The sequence below is a fragment of the Pseudomonas sp. MPC6 genome (assembly GCF_006094435.1).
GTDB lineage: Bacteria > Pseudomonadota > Gammaproteobacteria > Pseudomonadales > Pseudomonadaceae > Aquipseudomonas.
The window spans coordinates 6,450,126-6,473,024 of record NZ_CP034783.1; the positions used below are offsets into that span (position 1 = coordinate 6,450,126).

Annotated in this window: 28 protein-coding genes; 15 read left to right on the forward strand and 13 right to left on the reverse strand. The window is 53.1% G+C overall.

Annotated elements, in window-relative coordinates; all coding sequences use genetic code 11:
- Window positions 1-67 precede the first annotated feature (67 nt).
- The 5 genes from ELQ88_RS32140 to ELQ88_RS34915 all read left to right on the forward strand — a co-directional run bounded on the left by ELQ88_RS32140 (window position 68) and on the right by ELQ88_RS34915 (window position 4,105).
- Window positions 68-469: a hypothetical protein gene (locus tag ELQ88_RS32140; RefSeq protein WP_138969306.1), complete on the forward strand. Its 402-nt coding sequence runs from the start codon at window positions 68-70 to the stop codon at window positions 467-469.
- A gap of 125 nt (window positions 470-594) precedes the next feature.
- The gene (locus ELQ88_RS32145) at window positions 595-849 is read left to right on the forward strand and encodes a DUF2933 domain-containing protein (protein ID WP_138969307.1); all 255 of its coding nucleotides are present in this window, start codon (window positions 595-597) and stop codon (window positions 847-849) included.
- A 3-nt stretch (window positions 850-852) separates the two neighbouring features.
- Window positions 853-3,210: a heavy metal translocating P-type ATPase gene (locus ELQ88_RS32150; protein ID WP_263597775.1), complete on the forward strand. Its 2,358-nt coding sequence runs from the start codon at window positions 853-855 to the stop codon at window positions 3,208-3,210.
- A gap of 114 nt (window positions 3,211-3,324) precedes the next feature.
- The gene (locus ELQ88_RS32155) at window positions 3,325-3,597 is read left to right on the forward strand and encodes a heavy-metal-associated domain-containing protein (protein ID WP_138969309.1); all 273 of its coding nucleotides are present in this window, start codon (window positions 3,325-3,327) and stop codon (window positions 3,595-3,597) included.
- A gap of 187 nt (window positions 3,598-3,784) precedes the next feature.
- Window positions 3,785-4,105 carry a hypothetical protein gene (locus ELQ88_RS34915; RefSeq protein ID WP_138969310.1) on the forward strand — a complete coding sequence of 107 codons (321 nt, stop codon included), beginning with the start codon at window positions 3,785-3,787 and terminating at the stop codon, window positions 4,103-4,105.
- A gap of 7 nt (window positions 4,106-4,112) precedes the next feature.
- Here ELQ88_RS34915 and ELQ88_RS32165 read toward each other — a convergent pair whose 3' ends face one another.
- Entirely contained in the window at window positions 4,113-4,823 is a 711-nt protein-coding gene (locus tag ELQ88_RS32165; RefSeq protein WP_138969311.1) for a hypothetical protein, read from the reverse strand.
- A gap of 444 nt (window positions 4,824-5,267) precedes the next feature.
- Between ELQ88_RS32165 and ELQ88_RS32170 the strand changes: the two genes are divergently transcribed.
- Entirely contained in the window at window positions 5,268-5,501 is a 234-nt protein-coding gene (locus ELQ88_RS32170) for a hypothetical protein (RefSeq protein WP_138969312.1), read from the forward strand.
- 175 nt (window positions 5,502-5,676) lie between these two features.
- Here ELQ88_RS32170 and ELQ88_RS32180 read toward each other — a convergent pair whose 3' ends face one another.
- The 4 genes from ELQ88_RS32180 to ELQ88_RS32195 all read right to left on the reverse strand — a co-directional run bounded on the left by ELQ88_RS32180 (window position 5,677) and on the right by ELQ88_RS32195 (window position 7,364).
- Window positions 5,677-5,952: a hypothetical protein gene (locus ELQ88_RS32180; RefSeq protein ID WP_138969313.1), complete on the reverse strand. Its 276-nt coding sequence runs from the start codon at window positions 5,950-5,952 to the stop codon at window positions 5,677-5,679.
- A 57-nt stretch (window positions 5,953-6,009) separates the two neighbouring features.
- Window positions 6,010-6,393, reverse strand: a complete 384-nt coding sequence (locus ELQ88_RS32185) for a hypothetical protein (protein WP_138969314.1) — start codon at window positions 6,391-6,393, stop codon at window positions 6,010-6,012.
- A 92-nt stretch (window positions 6,394-6,485) separates the two neighbouring features.
- Window positions 6,486-6,932 (reverse strand): hypothetical protein, encoded by a 447-nt coding sequence (locus tag ELQ88_RS32190; protein ID WP_138969315.1) that lies wholly within the window; start codon window positions 6,930-6,932, stop codon window positions 6,486-6,488.
- A gap of 42 nt (window positions 6,933-6,974) precedes the next feature.
- Complete coding sequence (locus ELQ88_RS32195) at window positions 6,975-7,364, reverse strand: hypothetical protein (RefSeq protein WP_178084727.1); 390 nt, start codon at window positions 7,362-7,364, stop codon at window positions 6,975-6,977.
- A 231-nt stretch (window positions 7,365-7,595) separates the two neighbouring features.
- On the opposite strand from ELQ88_RS32195, the gene ELQ88_RS32200 reads away from it, so the two are divergent.
- A complete protein-coding gene (locus ELQ88_RS32200; protein WP_128873586.1) occupies window positions 7,596-8,078 on the forward strand; it encodes a helix-turn-helix domain-containing protein in 483 nt (160 codons plus the stop codon).
- A gap of 244 nt (window positions 8,079-8,322) precedes the next feature.
- On the opposite strand, the gene ELQ88_RS34245 is transcribed toward ELQ88_RS32200, so the two are convergent.
- Window positions 8,323-8,472: a hypothetical protein gene (locus ELQ88_RS34245; protein WP_161599998.1), complete on the reverse strand. Its 150-nt coding sequence runs from the start codon at window positions 8,470-8,472 to the stop codon at window positions 8,323-8,325.
- A 79-nt stretch (window positions 8,473-8,551) separates the two neighbouring features.
- On the opposite strand from ELQ88_RS34245, the gene ELQ88_RS32205 reads away from it, so the two are divergent.
- Window positions 8,552-8,887 (forward strand): hypothetical protein, encoded by a 336-nt coding sequence (locus ELQ88_RS32205; RefSeq protein WP_138969316.1) that lies wholly within the window; start codon window positions 8,552-8,554, stop codon window positions 8,885-8,887.
- A 602-nt stretch (window positions 8,888-9,489) separates the two neighbouring features.
- On the opposite strand, the gene ELQ88_RS32210 is transcribed toward ELQ88_RS32205, so the two are convergent.
- Window positions 9,490-10,422, reverse strand: coding sequence for a hypothetical protein (locus tag ELQ88_RS32210; protein WP_138969317.1), 933 nt, complete (start codon window positions 10,420-10,422; stop codon window positions 9,490-9,492).
- A gap of 203 nt (window positions 10,423-10,625) precedes the next feature.
- Here ELQ88_RS32210 and ELQ88_RS32215 point away from each other — a divergent pair, with 203 nt between their 5' ends.
- On the forward strand, window positions 10,626-12,233 hold the full coding sequence (locus ELQ88_RS32215; RefSeq protein WP_138969318.1) for an AAA family ATPase: 1,608 nt from the start codon (window positions 10,626-10,628) through the stop codon (window positions 12,231-12,233).
- Window positions 12,226-13,296 (forward strand): UvrD-helicase domain-containing protein, encoded by a 1,071-nt coding sequence (locus ELQ88_RS32220; RefSeq protein WP_138969319.1) that lies wholly within the window; start codon window positions 12,226-12,228, stop codon window positions 13,294-13,296. The genes ELQ88_RS32215 and ELQ88_RS32220 overlap by 8 nt, the downstream gene beginning before the upstream one ends.
- Window positions 13,297-13,430: 134 nt before the next feature.
- Here ELQ88_RS32220 and ELQ88_RS32225 read toward each other — a convergent pair whose 3' ends face one another.
- The gene (locus tag ELQ88_RS32225; protein ID WP_138969320.1) at window positions 13,431-13,712 is read right to left on the reverse strand and encodes a hypothetical protein; all 282 of its coding nucleotides are present in this window, start codon (window positions 13,710-13,712) and stop codon (window positions 13,431-13,433) included.
- Window positions 13,713-14,692: 980 nt separating this feature from the next.
- Between ELQ88_RS32225 and ELQ88_RS32230 the strand changes: the two genes are divergently transcribed.
- From ELQ88_RS32230 to ELQ88_RS32245, 3 genes are all read left to right on the forward strand, one after another.
- On the forward strand, window positions 14,693-14,947 hold the full coding sequence (locus tag ELQ88_RS32230; protein WP_138969321.1) for a hypothetical protein: 255 nt from the start codon (window positions 14,693-14,695) through the stop codon (window positions 14,945-14,947).
- A 303-nt stretch (window positions 14,948-15,250) separates the two neighbouring features.
- On the forward strand, window positions 15,251-15,895 hold the full coding sequence (locus tag ELQ88_RS32240) for a hypothetical protein (protein WP_138969323.1): 645 nt from the start codon (window positions 15,251-15,253) through the stop codon (window positions 15,893-15,895).
- On the forward strand, window positions 15,879-17,006 hold the full coding sequence (locus tag ELQ88_RS32245) for a hypothetical protein (RefSeq protein ID WP_138969324.1): 1,128 nt from the start codon (window positions 15,879-15,881) through the stop codon (window positions 17,004-17,006). The genes ELQ88_RS32240 and ELQ88_RS32245 overlap by 17 nt, the downstream gene beginning before the upstream one ends.
- Before the next feature lie 765 nt (window positions 17,007-17,771).
- Here ELQ88_RS32245 and ELQ88_RS32250 read toward each other — a convergent pair.
- From ELQ88_RS32250 to ELQ88_RS32265, 4 genes are all read right to left on the reverse strand, one after another.
- Window positions 17,772-18,437: a serine/threonine protein phosphatase gene (locus ELQ88_RS32250; protein ID WP_138969325.1), complete on the reverse strand. Its 666-nt coding sequence runs from the start codon at window positions 18,435-18,437 to the stop codon at window positions 17,772-17,774.
- Entirely contained in the window at window positions 18,434-19,135 is a 702-nt protein-coding gene (locus tag ELQ88_RS32255) for a hypothetical protein (protein WP_138969326.1), read from the reverse strand. The genes ELQ88_RS32250 and ELQ88_RS32255 overlap by 4 nt, the downstream gene beginning before the upstream one ends.
- Window positions 19,132-19,893: a MarR family transcriptional regulator gene (locus tag ELQ88_RS32260; protein ID WP_138969327.1), complete on the reverse strand. Its 762-nt coding sequence runs from the start codon at window positions 19,891-19,893 to the stop codon at window positions 19,132-19,134. Before ELQ88_RS32260 ends, ELQ88_RS32255 begins: the two co-directional genes overlap by 4 nt.
- A 230-nt stretch (window positions 19,894-20,123) precedes the next feature.
- Window positions 20,124-20,438: an XRE family transcriptional regulator gene (locus ELQ88_RS32265; RefSeq protein ID WP_138969610.1), complete on the reverse strand. Its 315-nt coding sequence runs from the start codon at window positions 20,436-20,438 to the stop codon at window positions 20,124-20,126.
- A 615-nt stretch (window positions 20,439-21,053) separates the two neighbouring features.
- On the opposite strand from ELQ88_RS32265, the gene ELQ88_RS32270 reads away from it, so the two are divergent.
- The gene (locus ELQ88_RS32270) at window positions 21,054-21,362 is read left to right on the forward strand and encodes a DUF3077 domain-containing protein (RefSeq protein WP_138969328.1); all 309 of its coding nucleotides are present in this window, start codon (window positions 21,054-21,056) and stop codon (window positions 21,360-21,362) included.
- Between the two features lie 144 nt (window positions 21,363-21,506).
- Window positions 21,507-21,947, forward strand: coding sequence for a hypothetical protein (locus ELQ88_RS32275; protein WP_138969611.1), 441 nt, complete (start codon window positions 21,507-21,509; stop codon window positions 21,945-21,947).
- Window positions 21,948-22,161: 214 nt separating this feature from the next.
- Here the strand turns inward: ELQ88_RS32275 and ELQ88_RS32280 are convergent, their stop codons facing one another.
- Window positions 22,162-22,803 (reverse strand): peptidase M41, encoded by a 642-nt coding sequence (locus tag ELQ88_RS32280; RefSeq protein WP_138969329.1) that lies wholly within the window; start codon window positions 22,801-22,803, stop codon window positions 22,162-22,164.
- Window positions 22,804-22,899: the final 96 nt, after the last annotated feature.

Here is a 22,899-nt window from a genome sequence, read left to right on the forward strand (position 1 = left end):
TGTCTGACTGCGCCAACCTGGCGCGGCTTGGTATTACCTGAGCTGTCCTGACCCTTTGGAGATTGCCATGCATGCCACATTGAAATTTATCCTCGCCACCCTGCTCGTGAGCAGCCCACTTATCGCCTCGGCAGTCGATGAGCATCACCCGGAGGGGCAGACCGCGCCCGCCAAGACAAGCGAAGCAGCTACGCCGATACAAAACAATGTCATGACCGAGCAAATGCAAAAAATGCAGGCTGCACACGACAAGGCAGCCGCCGCCAAGACCCCTGCCGAGCGACACGCCGCCATGCAGGAGAGCATGAAGACGATGAAGGACAGCATGGCCATGATGCATAAGAACTGTCATGGCAAGGGCATGGGCATGGACGGCAACAAAGACGGCATGGAGATGGGAATGATGAACATGATGATGAAAATGATGGATCAGCAATCGAGCATGATGAACATGCCGATGAGCAAGTGACGCGCACAAGCCTGTAGGCAATGCAGCGACAGTTTTACCTTAACCAATATGCCAAGGGTAAAACTGCCGCCCGTTACACCTATACGACGTATCACTAAACAGCACTCCCTCAGGAGTACAAAACCATGATGAATTCACCACATTCCGCTAACACCTCTCCAACATTTTGGAGGAGTAAACCCGGTATAGCGCTGGGCATGCTGCTGGTGATCGTGCTGTTCTATCTAGCAAGAGAACACTACGGCCATATGCTGGGCTTACTGCCTTACATGATTTTGCTGTTGTGCCCGCTGATGCATTTTTTCGGGCACCACCACCACGATGGTCACAATCATCACGGCGAAACCTCAGTCTCAACCAAGGATGCGAACAGGAGTTAGCTCATGCACACCCCTGAGGTTCGTCAAGAGCACGGCCCAATACAGAACTCTGAACCCCAACCCACCGGCTCCCATGACCCGGTATGTGGCATGACCGTCAGTAACGACAGCCAGTTCAGCACGGAATATGAGGGGCAAAACTACCGGTTCTGCAGCCAGAAATGCCAAACGACCTTCAGGGCAGCGCCCGAGCGTTATCGAATATCTCAACTGAAAATCGAACAAATCCCTCAGACAACAGCAGAACCGTTAACGGGTGCCGCTGAATACACATGTCCCATGCATCCGGAAATTCGCCAGATCGGCCCCGGCGTCTGCCCTAAGTGCGGCATGACCTTAGAGCCGGTAATTCCCGAGTTGGAGGAAGAAGAGAACTTAGAACTCAAGGACTTCACCCGGCGCTTCTGGTGGACATTGCCACTGACAGTGATCGTAACCGTGCTGGCTATGGGTGGCCATGCCCTGGTGCTGTTCCATGGCACCACGCAAAATTGGGTCGAGCTGGGATTGGCTACACCCGTCGTGCTGTGGGCTGGCTGGCCGTTTTATGTGCGTGGTGTGCGTTCGGTGATTCAGCGAAGTCCGAACATGTGGACGCTAATCGGCCTCGGCACGGCGGCGGCCTTCCTTTACAGCGTCGTGGCCACCCTGACCCCCGATGTATTCCCCAGCAACTTCATGATGGAGGGCCGCATCGGTGTGTACTTCGAAGCGGCGGCTGTGATCATCTCTCTGACCCTTCTCGGCCAGATGCTTGAACTCAAGGCTCGCTCGCAAACCTCGGCTGCCATCAAGTCGCTGCTTGGACTTGCACCCAAAACTGCCCGACGGATCAATGCCGATGGTACGGAAGAAGACATCCCTCTGACACACGTACACAGCGGCGACACATTACGTGTGCGTCCGGGAGAAAAAGTACCTGTCGACGGCAAGGTATTGCAAGGCGAAAGCGCTGTAGATGAGTCGATGCTCACCGGCGAACCGATACCGATCATGAAGAGGGCCGGCGACGCGCTGATCGGCGCCACTCTCAACATCCACGGCAGTCTGGTGATGCAGGCGCAGAAGATAGGGACGGCGACCCTGCTCGCACAGATTGTGCAGATGGTTGTGCAGGCACAACGCTCAAAAGCGCCGATGCAACGGCTGGCAGACGTGATTGCCAGTTACTTCGTGATCGTTGTGATTGCTATCGCCGCGCTGACTCTACTCGGCTGGGGGCTGTGGGGGCCCGAGCCAAGTTGGGTGTTCGGACTGATCAACGCTGTCGCGGTCATGATCATCGCCTGTCCCTGTGCCCTTGGCCTAGCGACACCGATGTCAGTCATGGTTGCCACCGGCAAGGCTGCTGGCAGCGGCGTATTGTTTCGCGATGCCGCCGCCATCGAAAACCTGCGCAAGATAGACATCTTGATAGTCGACAAAACTGGCACCCTCACTGAAGGTCGACCAGCGTTCCATAGCGTCGAGGCCGTACCCGGATTTACTCAGGATGAAGTGTTGCGCCTGGCCGCAAGTCTCGATCAGGGCAGTGAGCATCCATTGGCCCACGCCATCGTCGAGCAGGCTCGTGCCGCAGGGCTAAAACTGGTGACACCTGAAACCTTCGAGTCAGCCTCAGGTATTGGTGTAAGCGGTCAGGTCGAGGGTCGCCGCCTGATGCTAGGCAATACCGCGTTGATGCAGGAGGCCGGCGTTTCCACAGAGAGCTTGCAAGAACATGCCGAGAAGCTACGCGGCGACGGTACGAGCATCATGTACCTGGCAGTCGATGGCGCCCTGGCGGGTTTGCTGGCTGTTGCCGACCCCATCAAACCCACCACGAAGCTGGCCGTCGAGCGTCTGCAGGCGGATGGCGTCAAGGTCATCATGGCCACTGGCGACGGCCTTACGACTGCTCGCTCGGTAGCTCGCCAGTTGGGCATCGAGGAGGTACACGGCGAGGTCAAACCGCAAGATAAAGAGCGTCTGGTGGCATCTCTGCAACAAGCCGGACACCGGGTGGCGATGGCCGGCGACGGCATTAATGATGCCCCCGCACTGGCTCGCGCTGATGTAGGTATCGCCATGGGCACTGGCACTGACGTGGCGATGAACAGCGCTCAGGTCACCCTGGTCAAGGGGGATCTGCTCGGTATCTTGCGTGCTCGCAGCCTGTCAGTCGCAACGGTGAGAAATATGCACCAGAACCTGACCTTCGCCTTCCTTTACAACGCCATGGGTATCCCACTGGCTGCCGGCTTGTTTTTTCCACTTACCGGTCACCTTCTGTCACCGCTCATTGCCGCACTGGCCATGAGCGTGAGCTCGGCGTCGGTGGTATTCAATGCCTTGCGTCTGCGCCAGGCTTCCATTGATTGAGTGAAAACGACCGCTTGACCTTGCCATGGCGGCAAGGTTGAGGATAAGCCAACGCCTACAAAAGGCCTCAGGCGCCAGTCTTTCCATGATCAACTTTGTTGTGAGGAGTCACCTATGAAAGCTGTTGAACTGCAAGTCCAGGGCATGAGCTGTGGCTCATGTGTCAAACATGTCACTGAAGCGCTGCGCCCACTTGAAGGAGTCAGTGACGTAACAGTGGATCTACAAGCCGGACGGGTGAAGGTCAGCGGCGATTCGGACAGCCATGCGCTGCTTACAGCCCTGGAGAACGCGGGCTATCCAGCACAGCTGGCGACAGTGGAAAGCGTAGCGAGTAAGAAAACCTCGGGCTGTGGCGGGAACGGCGGCGGTTGCTGCTGCCGGTAAGGATTATTTTTAAACTGGAGAACTCCCATGAATACCAGTCTGCGTATAGCTGCGTTCACGACTGTGGCTGCGGCAACTCAATGGCGCTTCCTTGGGAGCATGAACAGCTATAACGCCTTCTTAACAACCTCTGACTTCATTCCTTGCAGATAACGAGCTTGGGCGCGGCCCCCTTGGGAGCTAAGAGATGTATCCGACGACACCTGACGGTCGCTACTTTGTAGTCAAAGGACAATTGTGGCGCTGCAGCAACCCCTCGCTAAATGAAGATGTGCGGCAGCGCTTGGTCAATGACCTGATGGCAGCGCGTCGTGAAGTAAAGGCAGCGAAAGCCTCTGGCGATCCTGGGCAGTTGTCGGGGGCAAGGGCGAAGGTTCAGAAAGCCAAGGTCGCGCTAGGGGAAAGAGGCCCCGTGTGGTGGAGCGACAGCAGTCCTGACTTCAACAGGCATCAGGTGGCCAATACACCCTATGCGGAGTGGTACCACTCCCTGAGCACCAATCGCTGACCAGCACCTATAGCTTCGCCATAAATCCTTGACCACCACAAGCGGTGCAGTCCTCCTGAAGCTCGAAGCGATCAAGGCATGCCGGGCAAATACGAAACTTCGCCAGGTCAATCAATGGGCGAAGCTTTTCGAACGAGCGCAAGTCTAGGCTTTCTTTGGCAACGAGAGCGATGTCGATCAGGCCACGGTAGACATCTGGAACGTCCACTGGCTCGCGGAAGATTCCTTCGATAGTCCGCCCGGTTTCAACGAGCTTGTAATGTTGCCCGTCAGGCAAAGTTAGCGTCAGCCCATTGATCCCTGCAATCACTCCGGATGAGCTGAAGACTAGATTCGCACCATCCGCATTTCGGTAAATCTTGCCGTCGTACGTTGCGATATTGGCCTCAGCGAGAGTGCTCACGTAGTAGAAAATTGATCGCCTGATCACGCCCAGTAATTCTGAACTGCCATGTTTCACAACGTCGTACGCCGATGCACCGCAGTATCGAGCTGGAGCGTCAATCAACTCTTCTACAGCGTGCCAATAGGCAGCATCCGCCATTTCATTCATGTCGAAGCACTGGAGATCATCGATGAGCCCCTCGGACGCCAGCGTGGCGGACATTTCGCGGAGCGTTTGCCGGTGTGCCTCAGGGTTCTCCATTCGGAAATCATGGTCGTCGAGGGTTGAGCGCCATTGCTGAAGCCTGAGCGCCTTGGCCTGATCGAAATTCATGGATTGGATTCACTGCATAGTTACTGGTTTTATGTACAGTATTATAGGCGATCATCTCAAGCTAGTTTTAGCCGACGAGCCGTAGATCAGGCCCCTGGGGAAAAACCCGCCTCGGGCGGTAAAGTAAAAACCAAGCACGGACGTTGAAGCCTCGGTGCACACGAGGGGATACCAATGGACTCGCCCATCGATATCGTAAACCTACGAGGTCGCGCTATCGCAGCGCATAAACCCTGAATTTTCTGACCTGAAAAGGGTAGCGCTCAGCCTTTGAAAAATACGGCGATATTATTTCCCATCGGATCGCGAAGGTAGGCGACATAGAAGTCATCGGTGTATACCTCTCGGATACCAGGCTTTCCTTCATCCGTCCCGCCGCTAGCAACGCCTACAGCATGCGACTCATTTACCTTCGCCCTGGGTTCGGCCCGCAGCGCCGGCATCATGCCATTTCACGTTGTAGCGGGTTGGCCATTGAAGGACTGGGCGACGCGTGCCGGGTATACAACAGTTTTCTATGCGCTGGGCGAATTGGCGCAAGTGATGAATCCGGGCGAGCATCACCAAGAGCTCTGGATCAGCTACAAGAAAGAACGCATTGTTGTCCGATCTGATTCGTCAGGCTTTGTCTGCTTCAGAGTTGATCTAGCAAAAGAGCGCCTTGAGCAACTGCTTTAACAGGCTCAACTCCATCGCCTTTTGAGCACAAACGTTTGATGGCAAACACCTCGACAGCTATAAGTAGCCCAATCGCCGTCAACGGGGCATCGCCGCATCCTTCATCTTTTGAAGCGTGTTATCGACAGACTCGCGATTTCCGCATACGTAGATCACAGGGCACTGCAAACACACGCTAGTCTTCCTGTTCTTCCCGAATGTCGATTTCGCCCAGCGCTCCCAGGTAAATCTTCCGGCAGGGCAGTTTGGAAATCAGCCCGCTTTCGAAAAGCATTCTAGGGATGTGCGATAACAAGCTCGACACTTTCCACAGCTCGGTGATTGGCTTCATTGCATCTGCAACAAATGAGTCGAGGTCGAAGTCCTGCGTTGCGACAAATGGCCCATCCCGGGCGTATCCCACGAAAATGCCTGAGGCTACGCAGATGACGTCGCCTGACTTGACGATCATGACAGCACCTTGAAGTTATTCAGGGCCTTCACCCTAGGTGAAGACGAACACCGACCATCACTGCAACACGCGTGGGGTGAAATGGGGCTGCCCCTTTGAAAGGCGCAGAAACTCGCGCAGGCTCGCACGCCCATTGCCCCTCTGAAACGTAGCGAGCACGTACCGAGAGTTCACGGTGGTCATCACCCAAAATCTCCCCTCGCGCTCGACTTTCAACACGTCAGAAGTCCTGATCAGATGACCATCGTCAAATCGACCGTACTGGTCTTTGCGCTTGTGACCAAACACTACGCCTATGCCTGCGCGGGCCTTAATGAATGCTCCACATAGATAAGCTGTCACCGGCTCGTCGAAGCCCTGCTGTTGGGCTTTTATGATTCGCGTGAGATCGAAATCGGTATGGCGTTTTCCATGAAAATTTACATCTATTGTGTCCAGCATAACTGCGCTCTCCGTTGGCAGCCCATATGGAGTGACCAGAAATTCTTCACGGAATCATCCGAGCTGATGCCGTGCGGGAACCTTGGTAAATTTCAGGCTGCGCGGATCATGTCCGCGTGATAAATCGGACGAAGGTTGGTTAGCAAATCGCTTCGGAAGCCTGGTTGGTGAGAGCTGTGATACTTGGAGCCTGTCTCGACTTCAAGTAGGCAGACGAAGCACTCGTTCTCGTCTTCACCGAGCGTGACTTTGGTCAGTGCCTCCATACGCCAGCCGCCGCTTCCGTTCATGTGAGCAGGAGTGACTACCTGAACATCGGTGACCATGATCTCGTCGTCCTGGGCAATCAGGATCTTCTGCAGTCGTGGTTCGCTGTCGACCATCAGAACCGCCTCGGTGATTCGGCCCTGCTGCTTGGCTTGGACGGTGACGTGATACCAGTGAGTACGAAGCACTCTTGATATCTGATGCCATTGGCATTGGCCTTCCCCAAACATACCCGGAAGACCGAGTATGTCGTCGTCATCTGTTCTAAACATTGTATGTCCTTGGGTCTCAAGGGGCTCTGATATGGAGCGCAGTTAGAAGAAGGAAAAAACGTCCTTCAGGCTGGCGGGTTGTTCATGACCAGGCCCAATCAAGACGTAAATCGTGTTTCTGGTTTCGAACATGCCATCGCTGAAACTTGTGCACATGCTTGAGCGAACCCGATCTCCTCGGTCGAAACGGCCCTGGCTGTCCTCGACCACATTGTGAGCAAACACGATCATCGGGAGCTGTCCCAATGCATGAATCTTGGTGAGTTCGTCGGGTGTGACTTCCACGCGAAAAACTGTCCAATCTTCAACTAGGCAGTACGCCTTTCGGGGGAAGTGTTGGATCGCCAGAGCTCGTGCTTTTGAGCTGCTCGATAGGCCTTCAAGGGGTGTCCGTGGCCCTTTCATAAAGTCGGGCTCTTCGACGCTAGCCATAAGGCCTCCACTCAGTAATTAACATCAAATTGACAATTCAACCCTCTCTGCCCACCGCTCACGATGGCTTGGCTGATCCACGGCAGCGCTGCGTTCTCGTGGCCGTGGCGCATGGGTAAGGCTATTAAACCTCTACATAAGCCCTAAGGCAATCATAATGAACCTAATTGGGCGTGTTATGACTGATCGGGGTGTGGCTTTATCCTCAGATTTGATTGGGGAAAAATACCGATGGATGCGGCAGAAGCACTGGCTGTCGTGGTTCGTGGAATTCGCAGAGGCCAAGGTCTGTCCCAAGAGGACATCAACAATCTCGGGCGCTCTCATTTCAGCCGGATAGAGCGGGGAGAAGTAAGTATTGGACTCGACGTCCTGGTGAGGCTCGCCGGGATCCTAGACCTCGATCCGGCTACGCTCCTGCTGATGGCGACCTCCATGCAAAATCACGAGTCATTCAAGGACGGCCAGAAACGTCTTACAAAGCAACTGGCAAGAATTAGAAAGGCAGGGATCGATCTTGAGATTGAGTCGCAGGCTCGAGCTGGAAAGCCACCTCCTGGACGGCCAGCTCGTCCTGATGCGGCTAGAAATGCCATTGAGGCAAATCGATTGAAGCAGTGGGGAATTTCTGTTGTTGAGATCGCGGAAAGGTTGGGGCTTTCTGAAGCGACTGTTCGTAGGTATTTGAAAACAACCAAGCCCGAACAGCCGTGATTTTTGAATGACCAGCACCAGGCTGAAAATGTCCCAAGAAGGTTTGCTATGGAAGACTGCTCTGGAACACCTTGGCCCCACAGAGCTACATCAAGTTGTGATCGGCTTATGATTAAAAGCTGGGCCTCCCGCTCGACCAACTGTCGAGTACCTGAATACCGACCACGTTGGCAATGACGTGCTGAATATACTGAGAATTGCCCAAGTATCTGTAGGTGCGGTTGTGCCTTACAGGCCGGTTGAGTCAGGCAGGCTTGCGATCTACTCCGCTCACGCCGAGCATCTCGCCGACAAGCTGTTGCAGGTCATCCCAGTCGGAAAGCTGCCGCTTAGCTTGAAGGGTGCCAGGCTTGAGGTTGATCTGGGAATGTAGGTCGAGCACCGGGTGAGTCATACATGCATCCAGAGGACACGCTGAAGCTGCCATCCTAGTAGAATTTGTCGAGCTAATTACCGCCCCTTTGAGATGTTCTATGAGCCCTGATTTAACTGAAGAAGAAATGCGTCGTGCCCTGTTCGGTACGGCTCAGCCCGAACATCAGGTGGCTTCTCCTCAAGTACAGGAGCAGGTGCCAGAGGCTGTGTCTACAAAGCCGGCAGCAGTTCCCCTAGTAAAGAAGAAAGCGGCAAAAGCGTTTACGCCTAGGCTGCGGGTCACGCTCCGGGTTGGGAACGAGTTTGAGGGGAAAATGATCGAGTTGATTCACGAGGCTGATACGTTGAGCTCGTTGCTTGCTGAGCAGGAGGCTGTGAAGGCGGCCAGGAAGAAGTACAAGTACGTGGAAGTGGTATTGGTTAAATCGATGTAGACGACTCAGTGGGGCTGATTAGATGGAAAACCGTGCGCCTATCAACTCCTGCTCTAGGTACGGCCACTGCGACGAACTGAGACTGCCACCTTGCCCTGGGCGATCTACCGCGCTCAGTCAGTTGTTGATGGAGCGCGCAAGGCAGGGGGAGATCACCGATAGGCGAAGGGAAGGCTCAGGTGCCGGTAGCCTCATGCATGAGTTGATCACCTGGCGGGCTGAAACAGGCCACTCCCTTTTCGTGAGCAACCTGCGATTCATCACGTTGGAATATTTCTTCTTAGGCTTTCCAGCGTCATCACGCTTATCGCGGACTTGGCCATCTTGATTCCGAGAGCGAGGTTGAACGCCACCTCCCGGCTTCGGAACAGTTACGTTTGGATTCAAAGGTCGTCTGTCGGTCATGCTGTCATCCTTGTGCGCCAAGTACGTGATGTTAAAAATGGCCCAACCATGAACATTTCGCTGGCATTTCGAAAATCCATAGCGCCGCTGCTGAGCGTAGACTATGAGGACGATGAGAGACGGAGTTGTGTTCAAGATTGCTTACCGTCGAATGAGCGAAGCGAAAACTCATTGCTTCGCTACCAGCAATGAAGCCCTCAGACCTTGGTGATCTGTGCCATCAAGACAAGGCTTAAGGTGAGTCGATTCTTGGTGAAAGTCTTGTAGCGTCCTTCGTTTGGCGCCGTCGTAGGAGGCGTGGTCGAAGCCTTCCACATACCCAATACAACAACCTCATCGTCATGCTCTATCCCCTTGAGCCAGGCTGTCTGACGAGACCAAATACTGACCTCTAGACCTACACCGTTTTCGGGGTTTTCGGAGTCCGCACGATACTTGTTCATCCTGAGATTCAAGACATTCTTATTTTTATCGTCGCCCACACAGCGCCGAACACTTTTGACGTATCCATGGATAGCAACAGGATGCTGGGTGGTGTTTTGGGATACGGCATGGAACGCCTCCATGTGCCGTTCCGTTTCGAAATAGAACTGGTGCCAATTGACAACAGTATTGCCTTCAAACACGAGCTCTAGGTGCTGCTCAACGTCGCTATCGTTGGCGCACAATGCTCGTAGTTTGAGGGCTCGCTTGGCAGAGTTGATATATGCGGGCAGCTTGCCAGGAGTAGATACATAGGTTTTGCTGGATCTGGCCTTGCAACCGTCGCCATTTTGGTTTGTAGGTGCTGCGCCGCCCTCCAAGGCCTCTTTGATCATTACCAGGCGCATGCGGTACTGATTACCTTTGACACTCTCGACGAGGCCTTGCGACTCTTTCGCAATTTCCTCGATTTCATCCTGTACTCCGTATTTGCAGTTGGCTGCATGCTCGCCACCAGGCAGAAGCCTGAAGTACGCAGAAACGAACACCGACTTGTCGTGTAGCTCGCGTGTGTAAGACGGATTGTGAGTAACCCCGATACTGCAAAACCGACATTTTAGCGGCTCGGCTCCCATGCCTTTTTGATACGTATCGGCTTGCCATTCACTACCTGTGCGATCCAGAGCACTGCCCATCTTGATGCCCATACGGACTCCTTTCCTATAGATAAATCCAGTCTACGCAAACTCGGTTTCGCTGCAACCGCAGTCCTGAGGATTATGGTCTTCGGTTCTTTTTCTGCCCGTACTGTCGGACACTTGAGTCCGGTGCATCCATGGTGTCTACTCGGAGCCTACTCGATCTTTTCCTCTCGCTTCCGAGCGTCGTCGACACCACTGCCTAAAGGATGATGGCCTTGATCACCCAGATCAAAATTCGTGGTTACCGTATCTATCGAGACTTCACCCTAAGACCTAACGCTCAACTCAACATCCTCGTCGGTGGTAATGACGCAGGAAAATCAACCTTGATAGAGGCTATCGCCCTAGCACTCAACGGTCGAATCGGCGGACGAGGAGTGCTAGAGGAATTGAACCCTTACTGGTTCAACACCGAAATGGTTGAAGAGTTCGTGGCCCTGAGGAAGGCAGGCAAGAAAGTTGCCCTACCTGAGATTTTGATCGAACTCTACTTGGACAAGCGAGACGATCTCCAAGGGCTCTGCGGGGCAATCAACACCGACGTTCCGACTAACGCCTGTCCCGGAATTTCCCTGAGAATCTTCCCACACGAAGAGTATCAGGACATGCTCGATGAGTGGCTCAAGTCGCCGACTGCGCTGCTGCCCGTCGAGTATTACACCTATGAATGGCGGAGCTTCGCTGATCGGGAGGTTACTAAGCGTCCCCGAGCTCTCTCGGTCGCTGTCATTGATTCCCGTACGGTGAAATCCACTACCGGGATTGACTACCATCTGCGCCAAATCCTCAGCGATCATCTGGAACCAAGCGAAAAGGCATCAATTTCGCTGAGCTATCGTGAGGTCAAGGCATCAATGACCGAGAGCGCTCTTTCAGACGTCAACACGCGCCTCGCATTGCTCGAAGCCTCTCTTGAGAATGAGCCTATGGCATTAGCCATGGATCAAAGCTCCCGGTCGTCCTGGGAAGGCTCCGTTACCCCCCATGTAGATGACGTCCCATTTTCGATGGCAGGGCAGGGGCAGCAAGCAGCAATCAAAATATCGCTTGCGATGAAACGCCACTCAGCGAAAGCAAGCATCGTAATGATTGAGGAGCCGGAAAATCACCTCTCTCATACAAGCCTGGCTACACTTCTTTCCCGCATCGAAGCGTTGGCAACCGACCAGCAACAGCTTTTCATCTCAACTCACAGCACCTATGTGCTGAACAGGCTTGGGCTCAACTCGTTGCTTCTTTTGAGCCGCAACACCGTCTCCAAAATAACTGAACTGACGCCTGACACCGTTAGGTATTTTCAGCGATTACCAGGTTACGACACGCTAAGGATGGTACTAGCCAAGAAAGTTGTGTTGGTAGAGGGCCCGTCCGACGAGATCATCTTCGAACGAGTTTTTAAGGATAAATATCGACTTACACCAATGGAGTCTGGCATTGACGTCATCAGCATGCGAGGCCTCGCGCTGGCTCGATGTTTGGAGCTTTGTGCCGCTATCAACAAACAGGTCGCTGTGATGCGCGACAACGACGGAGTAGAGCCAGCTAAGCTGAGAGAGCCAGTGAAGAAATGGCTCGATGGCACTCGGCGAGAGTTATTTATCGGTGATGTTGGTGACGGTAAGACGCTTGAGCCTCAGCTGATTCATCATAATGGTGAAAAAGGGTTGCGAACGATCCTAGGTATTACTGTTGCAGCCGACCTTGAGACCTGGATGATTCGAGAGAAGACTGAGGGCGCTTTGAGAATCGCTGAGTCCACTGATGCACTGATTCCACCAGCGTATATGGCAGCCGCAGCGAAGTTCATCCATGGCTAACCATTTGACCTTAGCCGTCGCCGGAGGACGGAAAACCCAGGGGCTGGTGGAACACTGCAAATCTCTGCCAATTGACCGTCGAGTGTTAGTCGTCACCTTCACGCAAACCAACCAGCTGGAGCTCCGTCATCGACTCGCCTTCCAAGCCGGCGACTTGCAAAACTTAGAGGTGATGGGATGGTACACATTCCTACTTCGCCATTTCGCGAAGCCATTCCTACCATTCATTTTACCTGGCGAAAGGGTTGGCGGATTCGACTTTGAGGGAAGGCCCTACTTCAAAGCGGTCGGCAAGGCCAGGTATATGAATCGAAATAACGAGGTCTATGCCTCCGAGTTGGGAAGGCTTGCTTTCGAAGTAATGCAGTCCAGTGGTGGTGTGCTTATGCACCGACTCGAGTGTCTCTATGACGAGATTCTCTTTGACGAGGTGCAGGATCTAAGCGGCTACGACTGGGAAATAGTTCACCAGCTACTTTTGTCGAAAATCGACGTTCGAATGGTGGGTGACGTCCGGCAGTCTGTTTTGTCCACCAATCCTCGTGGCCAGAAGAATAAAAAATATGCCTACGCCGCTGCAATTGAATGGTTCCGGGATCGCGAAACCAAGGGATTGTTGTGCATCAACTACTCGTCGGTCACACACAGATGCCGAGCCGAAATCGCAACCTTTTCAGACACAATATTTGATGCCACGTGGGGATTTCCGGGAACCACCTCCGAGAACACTGTGTGCACGGGGCATGATGGTGTTTTCCTCGTCAGTAGGAAACATGTCGACGATTACGTTGCAAGCTTTCAGCCCCAATGTCTGAGGCACTCCATCAGTTCCGGTAAGGAGTATTCGCTGGATTTCCTAAACTTCAAGGTTTCGAAAGGGGCGACCTATGAACGCGTCCTCATCGTGCCTACGGTGAATATAGAAAGCTTCCTCAAAAAAGGAATTCATTTGGAAGCAACCTCGGCAGCATCTTTCTACGTCGCAGTAACGAGGGCCAAGCAAAGTGTGGCAATTATCGTTGATCAGCCCGGTGACTCGACGCTGCCTTATTGGCATCCATAATTTCGCAGTGGCGAGCTTTAGCTGGCTGTGTCAGAGGCCGCTTTGAATGGCCAGCGTGTAGGCTGGCCACCACTAGGTCAGTGCTAGACGTCCGACTGAATATCGTCGAAGAAATTCGCGTGCACCTCGTACTCTTAAGAGCCGAATCGCGCGATCAGGTCTGCTCTCAGTTCGCCTTCAGCTTCCGGTTCGAGATTGATCCAGTAGCTATATACGAGCCCGTCATCCGATTCGTTGGTCGTGATCTCTGCTCCGGACAAAAGCGCGGCGTCGTCGACAGATATCTCCAATTCATTCGCCAAGGCTTGGGCCATGGTTATGCGGTTGCCACGTTCAGCTTCTTCCACTTGGGCCCAGTGCTCCCATTCAGACCTACGGTCGCGATCAGTATCAGACTCACCGCTGGAGATGGACACGCCTTCTTCTCCGATCAACCACTTCCCTTGGCAGCCGTCAGGATCGTAGACAGCAGTAGAGCGGGGAGAATAAGGGTGATTAGGGGAGTGATTCCGGCATGGTGGAGAGCATTGTGTAATGCTCCCGAAGCGGCACATTAATCCCATTTTTTAAGCTGAATGCGCCGATTCGGGCACCTTACGCCGAGCGATGTTAAGGGCGAACGGTACTCCACTCCCGGCACCGGACTGCAGATTCCTCTCAAAGGGTCTGAAGACTTACCGACTCGGCAGATCCAAGCCATGGCCAAGGAAGACCGACTAGCTTCGCCTAGAGTTGCTCAGGATTGAGCGCCATCTGGTCGCCGTGTCGTTTACTCGGCCACGGAAGTTTCCCTTTTGTGCAGACTACGACCACCAGCCAATTCAGTTGGCATCGAGTTAACTCAGGCTTTGCTGTACCCAGCTCGCAGAAAAAGTGGTCTGAAACCGGCAACGCCAAACCTGCTCATGGACAGAAAATGGCGCCATTGAATCGTCAGTTTCAAATGCTGAGAGCAGCTGTTTCAGAGGGGTATACGGTTATGCGAAGGGAGAGTGTTGCAAGTTGTTTCCGGTCTGCAAGGTCGTAGCCCGCGATTTATAAGGCCTGGCCATCCATACAGGGGAAAAATGGATCAAACTCACAGGATGTACACAGTTATCCACAGCCTTGTCATCTTGCAATGTCAAGGTGGCCACTCTATCTTGTGGTTCAGCCAGCCAAACACACCATATGTTGTGTTTTTGCGGGTAAGCTGCGGATTCAGTAAAGACAGCGGGCATGCGTGCGAAGTTTGGTCGCCGAGCACACATGTCCGCCTACCCTGAGCCAATGCGTACATTGGTGGGAAGCGCATTAGAGAAAAATCCGACTTTGGATGTCAACCATCCAGCTCGGTTTTCCGCTCAAGGGTTGCTCCTGCCTACTCAATCTAATACAGATACTGGAGCACCTAACCGTGCCGAAAAATACTAAACAAACTTCGACTTCCGTGGCCAGCCTGGCCTCCAAAATCCTCCGCGACGATAGCTCCTCGGCCATCCAGAAAGAATTGGCAGGTTCGGCTATGGCTCAGGCCTCGACCGGTAAGCAAACCGGTGCCGATATGGAGACCAAGGCCAGCCAAGTCCTGGACAGCAACAAGTACAACGCCACCACCAAGACCCTCGCGGCCTCGGTACTCGCCCAATCGAACAAAGAGCGGGGTGAGTAACATGGCTCAGTATTTCGTGAACCGCAATGCACAGACCAATGGTGACCACGAGGTGCATACCAGTACGTGCATCTATTTGCCGGCACCCCATAACCGCCTTGATCTTGGCTATCACACCACCTGTGTGACCGCTGTTCGCCAGGCTCGCAACACCTACCGGCAATCGAACGGATGCCGGACGTGCTCCTCGGTATGTCATACCCAGTAGTTTTTAAAGTCTCATCGGGCGCGGGCAGCTTTGCTGCTGCCCCTCTTTAAAGTTGATTGGATTCCCGGCATTAAGTCTATTGAAGGTCGCTTTTGATGATTCAGGATCATGAATACAGCCTATTGGGCGGGGTCAATCGAGCTTTGATTGGCCGGTATCTGACACTACTAGCAAGCGCGATTTCCGGCATTGCGGTTTTTTTGCTGCTATCAGCTGAAGATTTGGCTAAAAAGTATAATCTGCCTGTAAATCTTCCACCGACAGCCCTGTCGCTAATTGGCGCAGGTATAGTCTTTGCCTTGCTATACGCTTTATTCAATAAGACGGTTTGGAAATGGCGTTGGGCAGTCAAATATCTAAAAGTCCCTGACCTGTCGGGAGAGTGGCACTGCACTGGAACGACACTGGACATCGGAGGAAATCCGATTCGCAGCTGGGAAGCAGATGTATATATCTGTCAAACCTGGGACAAGATCAGAGTGCGTTTGAAGACTCACCAATCGGGCTCAAACAGTATCACTGCGGCTTTGGTTCACGATGAGGCTGACGGATACCGCCTTCTTTATAACTATCAGAATGATCCTAATCCCGGCGAGCCTGAGCTTCGAGGACACGTTGGCAGTGCAAATCTATTATTTACCAAGTTATTAGATAGCGCACAGGGTGACTATTTTAACGGTTACGGTCGGCCCACCTATGGGCGAATAGAGCTGAGGAGAAAGAATGAGCACGTCAATTAATGATCGAATTAACCGTCTACGCTCTAGACGCTCAGGGCTAGATAGATCCTCTGTAATCGCAATGGATGCGAAGGATTTCATCGTAAACCGAAGCCTCACAAAAGAGGCGTGGGAACATAGGGTTAAAGACAAGCCGAATACAACTTTTGCTTTAGGAGCGATGCAGGAGGTAGATCCTACCTACACCCGCATCAGCATCGAAACCGCAGAACGGGTTAGCAACCAGTTGTCGAAGAGGACAAGCGGCAATCTCGAATTCGAGCTACAGGGATCAGTACCACTGAATGTCCATATTCGAGGGGTCAGTGATGTTGATCTTTTAGCAATAGAAGCTGACTTTCATACCTATGATGCGCGTGGGTACATGAGTACATCGGGTCAGTACCGCTCACCGACCTCACGCACTTCAGTTGGGGTGTTAACCGCTCGCAGGGGCGAAATTAGTAAAGCTCTTCGTGATGCGTTTCCCGCTGCGACGATTGACACTTCTGGCTCTAAGGCCATCAAATTGCAAGGAGGGTCATTAGCACGTCCAGTAGACGTCGTGCCCTCCCACTGGCATGACACCATCACTTACCAAGCCTCTGGTCAGAAACATGACCGCGCTGTCACTGTCCTAGATTCGCATAAAAGTACCACGATTGAAAACTGGCCTTTCCTGCACATCAAAAAGGTACGAGAACGATGTGAAACCACGGGTGGTGGACTCCGCAAATCAATAAGGTTATGTAAAAACATAAAGGCAGAGCTCGAGGCAGAGGGAAAACCTGTAACGATCTCAAGCTTTGATATTGCCTCAATAATGTACCATGCCAACATGCATAGCCTCTCCGCTGGTGCCTACTACGAATTAGCGATATTGGCCGAGACCCAAAGATATCTGGATTATTTGTGGAACAACAAGGAAGAAGCGAGGAGATTAGTAGTACCTGATGGCTCCCGTTTTATCTTTAATACCGAGGACAAGTTCAATGGCTTGCTGCATCTATCCGTAGCAATGGACAGTCTCCTCCGAGAGGTAGCCAAAGAGCAAAACTACCTTCTAAGCTTATCCGATAAGCCTTTGCTGGATGCCAGCAGGGTAGCTGTGACCAACGCGATCATTTTTTAAAGGTTGCGTGCAGCGCTTAGAGCCCCGTACAGAGATCAATTGAGCAGGGGGCAGACTGCCATGTCCATGACTTATCCGCTGGCAACCAGTCATTGATTAAGGTAGGGATTATTGTATGACCACTTGGGTTCCAGTGCATGGTTGGCGACATCGGCGATGAAGCGCTGGGTTCCATTCGACCGCGTCTGATGAATTTCAGGCGGTGCTTCCCGTGACAATACTAGAATATTCCCAGTCCGCTCCGAAGGGCGCCTGCTGGACAAGATCGAATACGTCGCGTTGTAGGTGCAACAGATATCTGAAATCCGGGATGAGGTGACAGCCTTTCAAATACCACACCCAGGTGGTATTTGAAATACGGATCCACAGAGTTTTTCATCTTACTAAAAAGGCCAATTTTCCTAGGGATTACAGACCAAAAAACCGGACGGACAGTATCCAAGCCGGAAATCTACGTACCACATAACGGTTCAAGTCCGTGTGGGCCCACCAAAAAAATCAAAGGCTTACGTCATTCAGACGTAGGCCTTTTTTGTTTCTAGGGGCTTTCGCACCTGTATAAAGTCAGTAAGGCGAGCCTGCCACCTGCCGGGGCGCAGATTCCGCCATGCTGGGTTGTCGCCAGGTGGATGCTGGCGCCACACCTATGCCGCAGACAGACCGGTATGGGAAGGCGCTTACGCTGCACAGCCGAAGGAGTTGCACCAGCATCCAGCCGACGCTAAATCCGACCTTGGCATTTTCAGTGGCAAGAGCCTGTAGGACTTACAAGCGAACGTCGATCCAAGTGACGTCATCTTCCAAGTCGGTGATTGTGATCTCAGGCGACATTAAGGCTCCAGCCTGGCGAACCTCGCTCATTTCACCCCAGAAGCCGTCTGTAGCGAATACAAACCGCTCGCCTACCACCGCACTTCGAACCACGATCTCGGGTTCAGGCGCCCTGCCGGCCTTATAGCTTCGAGTAATCCGGTGGCGCGCTGGATCGCATGCCAGCTCGCGGTGTGATCGGTCGCGCTTCCAGTTGGCAAGGCAATGAGGTGACGTGATCCAGTCAATCCGCCCCTCGGCATTGACCACACCGCAGTCGCCTTCGTATGCGATCGTCAGCAGGCCATTGACAACCACAGCTACCAAGTAACTTGTTGACCCAGACCACTCGGCAAACATAGGGGCATGCATATCAGCGAGCACTGACCGAATCAACTGTGTAGCCAAGTCATGGGTATCGTCGCCGACTCCCTGCCCGACTCTCAATTGATAAGTGTCTATCAATCCTTGAACAAACCCTTGGGCAAGTTGGCCGCTGCCTGGTTTCGATGTGCCATCGACGATGACGAACAGGCCTCTGACCCCATCAAACACCGCGCCAGCGCAATCGCGGTTGTCTTCCCTAGCCTGCCCTTTTACGGATCTGGTCGCGTAGATCATCCTTGCTGGCTCAAATCTTTCATGCGTTGATAGATGAGCTTGCCACGCGCCGGGTTGGCTCTCACAGAGCTTGAGCTTTGAATTGCATAGTCAATTCCGTTGAGTTTGATCAGCCCCGCAACCCCACTGGTAATGAACTGCCTTAGCTCAGCATCAGCGCGTAAAACCTCATCCAATAGCTCCTGCCTGCCGTCGATCAAAATGACAATATCCTCCACATCCTTGTGATACGGATCACCTTCGCCGCGACCACTAAAAGCCTCAAGCTTGGTGGCAAGGAAATAGAGAGGCTCGAAAATCTGAATTTCTCTTCCGCTTGGCAATGCGAACTTCACAGCGTGAGCCAGACCTTCTAAAAACCAGCGGTTTGCATACCCAAGCACCGCCTCATCTGACGGCATGACGTCCACAATGATGTCATTAAACCGGAAACGGCAATTGACCTCATCTTCCCCTGTGATTTTAAAGTTCTTCGCGGCTAGACGGTGCGTCAACCTTTCCCAGGCAGCGACCCCTGCAAGTTCGATCACCAAGTCAACATCCAGGGTAAGCCGAATATCATCGAGCACTGCATCATCCGTAACCAGCATCGCGGTTGTACACCCACCGACAAAAGCTACCTCTGATAAAAACTCATCACCCAGCCCTTCCGCGACGAACTCAATCATCTCGTAGTTGTGATCAGCATTCGAACTCATAAACCCATACCTGCTTTCAACAAATTGACGGCGACTTTGCTCTCTCTCGGTCCGCCCACTCTTATCGCGTCAGCGAGAGCCAGGTAGTGGTACAGAGTCCGATCTTTCTTTACTGCTTCAGGTACGGATTTGTAGAGAGGCTCAATGGCTTGCCCCCTCTCCTTGCCTAGTGGATCAGGCCAGACAGGAATCAGATCACCTGCGCTTTTGAGGTGCTTGGACAAAGCTGGCGCTGCGAAGCCTGTTGGGATACCTCGAACGATCGCGCCCAGCTTCACTGGGAAGAAGTATTTGAGCGCGTACTCTGCAATCCCCAGTAGTGCTCGACGGTTTACCTTCGGTAACGAGGTATCGAAATCATTGGTTATAAGCCCTGATTCGCGGCAACGAGCGATAGAGTTCGAGACCTCACTTTTGCTTAGACCTAAGGAGGATGAAAGGGCTCTGAGCGTATAGCACTCGACCCAGCTGGTAATCGGAGGCTCGGCCACTGGGTCATCCCACCCCACCCAGCCTTCGAGCCCCCCCTCCCCCCATTGTGAGAGGGTAGAGCTGAACATCCCCCAGTTCGAATAGGGCTCCAGCGCTATGGCCTCAGGGACTGAAGCAATGCTGGGATGTGGACCGGTCAAATGATCAGTAGCTAGAGCGTCATCTGTCATGATTGGCACGGCACCTTCGCCCGCCATCGGCAGCCTTTCTTCCTGCGCTTGCAAGCTGGCCATTTTGAACAGCAGCAAAATATCTTGACTTTTCATGAAGCCATTTAGCCTCTCTGTCCACATTCCATAAAACGTGGACAGTTGTCACACGCACCAGCTCAAATAGTCAACATTTTTATGAGCGCCCTGCGATAAGCGGTGGCAAGCACTTTCATCTACCAGATTAAGATCTTGCGCCTTTTCCTTCAGGACGAGGCCGTGAAAGTTAGAAAGCCGCGGACTGCGCAGCTTTTTCGCGCCTGACGATTGGATGTGCAGATACTTTTTTATTGCTCAGTTTTTGCAAAGTTCTCAATCTTTACCTGTCCCTTGGTAAAGGTTGCAATGATTTCCAGCTCACCGCCCATACCGCGGATGGAGTTGCGCAGCGTGCTGATGTACATATCGGTACGTCGTTCCAATCTGGAGATCGCGGCCTGGTCGACGTGCAGCGTTTTGGCCAAGGTCTCCTGGGTCAACTCCTGAGCCCTACGCAATTCGTGCAGGGGCATTTCTTTCAGGTGCTGCCGGTACAGCTGCTCTACGTTAGCGCGAGATTCCGGCGTCATGCGAGCTTGAAGTTCAGCAAATTTCTTAGCCATCATTGCGGCCCCTTTGGACAGTGTTTCCAAATGTGCGTCATACGATTTTTTACGCCATTAGAACTTGCTAGTCATACCAATGGTACGACCGTCCGACCACCTCTAGTCCGTGCTGAAATTGTTAACAACAGTTTCGGTCGTTCCTGAACCTGGCGGGTGATTCGCAATCTGGCTGATGGGCCATCGCAGGTCGATGACGTGTGTGAGACGTTGTCAAGAAGCTTCAAATACAATCCTTTTGCATACCTTGCGTTTAAATGTTGTTTACTTGAGGGGTCGCAATATCGGATGACGCCGTCAGACGTTGTAGGCAAACTCCGAATCGTGCGTTTGGGCACTTTTATGCCTTGTTGGGCTTTTCTTCGACGGGATACTCTCCGGACGTCGCTGACCATTCAGCGATCGGGCTTGGAAACCCGTCGGATCAACGCAACAGTACCCCTACCACGATTCCAGACGTTTTTTACGACTGCGAAATATGTGTTATGGCAGCTGTGCGTGGGACGCTTTCGGGCGTGCCGGTTTCCTTGATCCCCGGTTTTCCAACCTGCGTACAGCTGCCACCCATTCGCTTGGAAACGAACGTGGCGGCTCCTTGGATTAAGGAGTTACATTATGACCAAAGCAATCTCGTCCGATCCTTCAGAACTAAAAACCGTCGGCTTCACCCCCTTCCTCTATCTCTCGGACCAACCGCTGTTCCACGTCTGCCGCAACGTCCCTATCGCCGACGCCCTGGCCCAAGCATCCGACCTGCTGTTTCTCGCCAAATCCCTGACCGTCGATGCTGCCTACGCCCAAGACTCCGACCGCCACGCATGGGCCGCGCACTATCTGACAACGATGAGCAAAGCAGTGATTGATGATGTGGTGAAGGTGCTGACGCGGGAATCGGCTCGGACGGCGGCCAAACCTGCAGAATAGCGGCAAATCAAGCAGCGCTATGAGCCCCGAACTGCCGGGGCTTTCAAACCATCATCGGGATTGCAACTACTGCACCCCACCTTGCGCCCGGCGACGATCTACATGCAATGGAATGACCTGACAATTGGCGGACGCCAGTACAGCATGGAACATCTACAACCATTCGAATTGAAATTCGAGGTCGCGGGTGAGCTGATAAACGTCAAATTCGAATTCGGATTTCATTGCTTCACCGACGCCAAAGGCAATGGGCAATTACTAGTGCACAGAGGGGAGCGTCGCTATTTCTGTGCCGAACGACATCATTGCAGCAGCCAGATTGCAGAGTACATTCACAAGAGGTTTTTCAAAGGACTTGCCGTTCCGTTTTACGTGGAAAACAGTCAACGCTATTTCTGCCTGGACCTGCATGACTACGCGATGTTCTTCTCGATCAGCAAACCGCAAGGGACGATGAACCTTCTCAAACTCAGAGTGATTTCCGCGTATGAGGTAGCTGAATGGGGGCGGGCGAAGCTGCCCAAAGGCAAGCCGCACAACGTGCGTTACATTCTTGAAATGCGTAATGCTGGCAAACCTGTCTGATAGACAGCAAAAAGCCTCGATGCTTTCGCATCAAGGCTTCTTGTGAATCTGAATATCGGCCTCTCCTTTCACGGTTTCCCGCTTATCCCGCTCACTGGCTAGGAGTGGCTTGCGCCACCGAAATCAACACCCCTTGCTTCCAAGGTTCCGGTCTGTGCTGACAACGCAATAATAGCGTTTGTATCAAACTGGAGCAACCAACGTTTTTTTACCCCTAAACCTTTAACGCTGGAATAGCCTGCACTGGCCGCAGCCGTTCAAGCATTTCCCCCGTCAACACAACCTCATACGTATCCCCCGCCCTTCCCCACTGCTCCACCATGACCATGCCGTCCACCAACGCCACTGCCAATTCGGTAATCGTATCGGCCAACGCTTCCACGATTTCTTGAGTCCGCAGCCATACGCGATCGGTAATCTCCTTGAGCTCCGCCGTTATGCGGTCAGATGAAGCGGGATCCGTATCGGGGTAGGCGATGTTGCGTAGCAGTTGCTGCAACTCCCTTACTTTTGCGTAATCCTGCTCCGCCCCAAGGCCTCCTTTGAGGATGATTGTGGCTTTCGGCTTATCGACGAGTTTCCTGGGCGAAGGTGTTGAAGATAAGGTCTGCCCCATGGCGCCAGCCAGGAGGACCATCATCCGGGCTTGCAAATACTCCTTCATCGCGTCTACCGACGAAATCGACCGCGCCAAGGTGATTGAAGCGCCCCCTTGATGCCGTAAGTCCATGGCCACTGTCAGCGTCACGCCGCCCGTTGCAAACCCCAAGGCACGGGCCATGACGTAGTGCGCCATTTCGTGATGTGCAATCTGCAATGCATGGTCCCGCACAGCGGGAGGCATCTTCTTCGTCATTTGTGTCACCTCGCATCCCTGGATTTCGCATTCGACTACGAGTGAAAGTCGCTGTCCATCCTGGCGTCCCGTTGATCGCGTCAGGTCAGTTCGCAC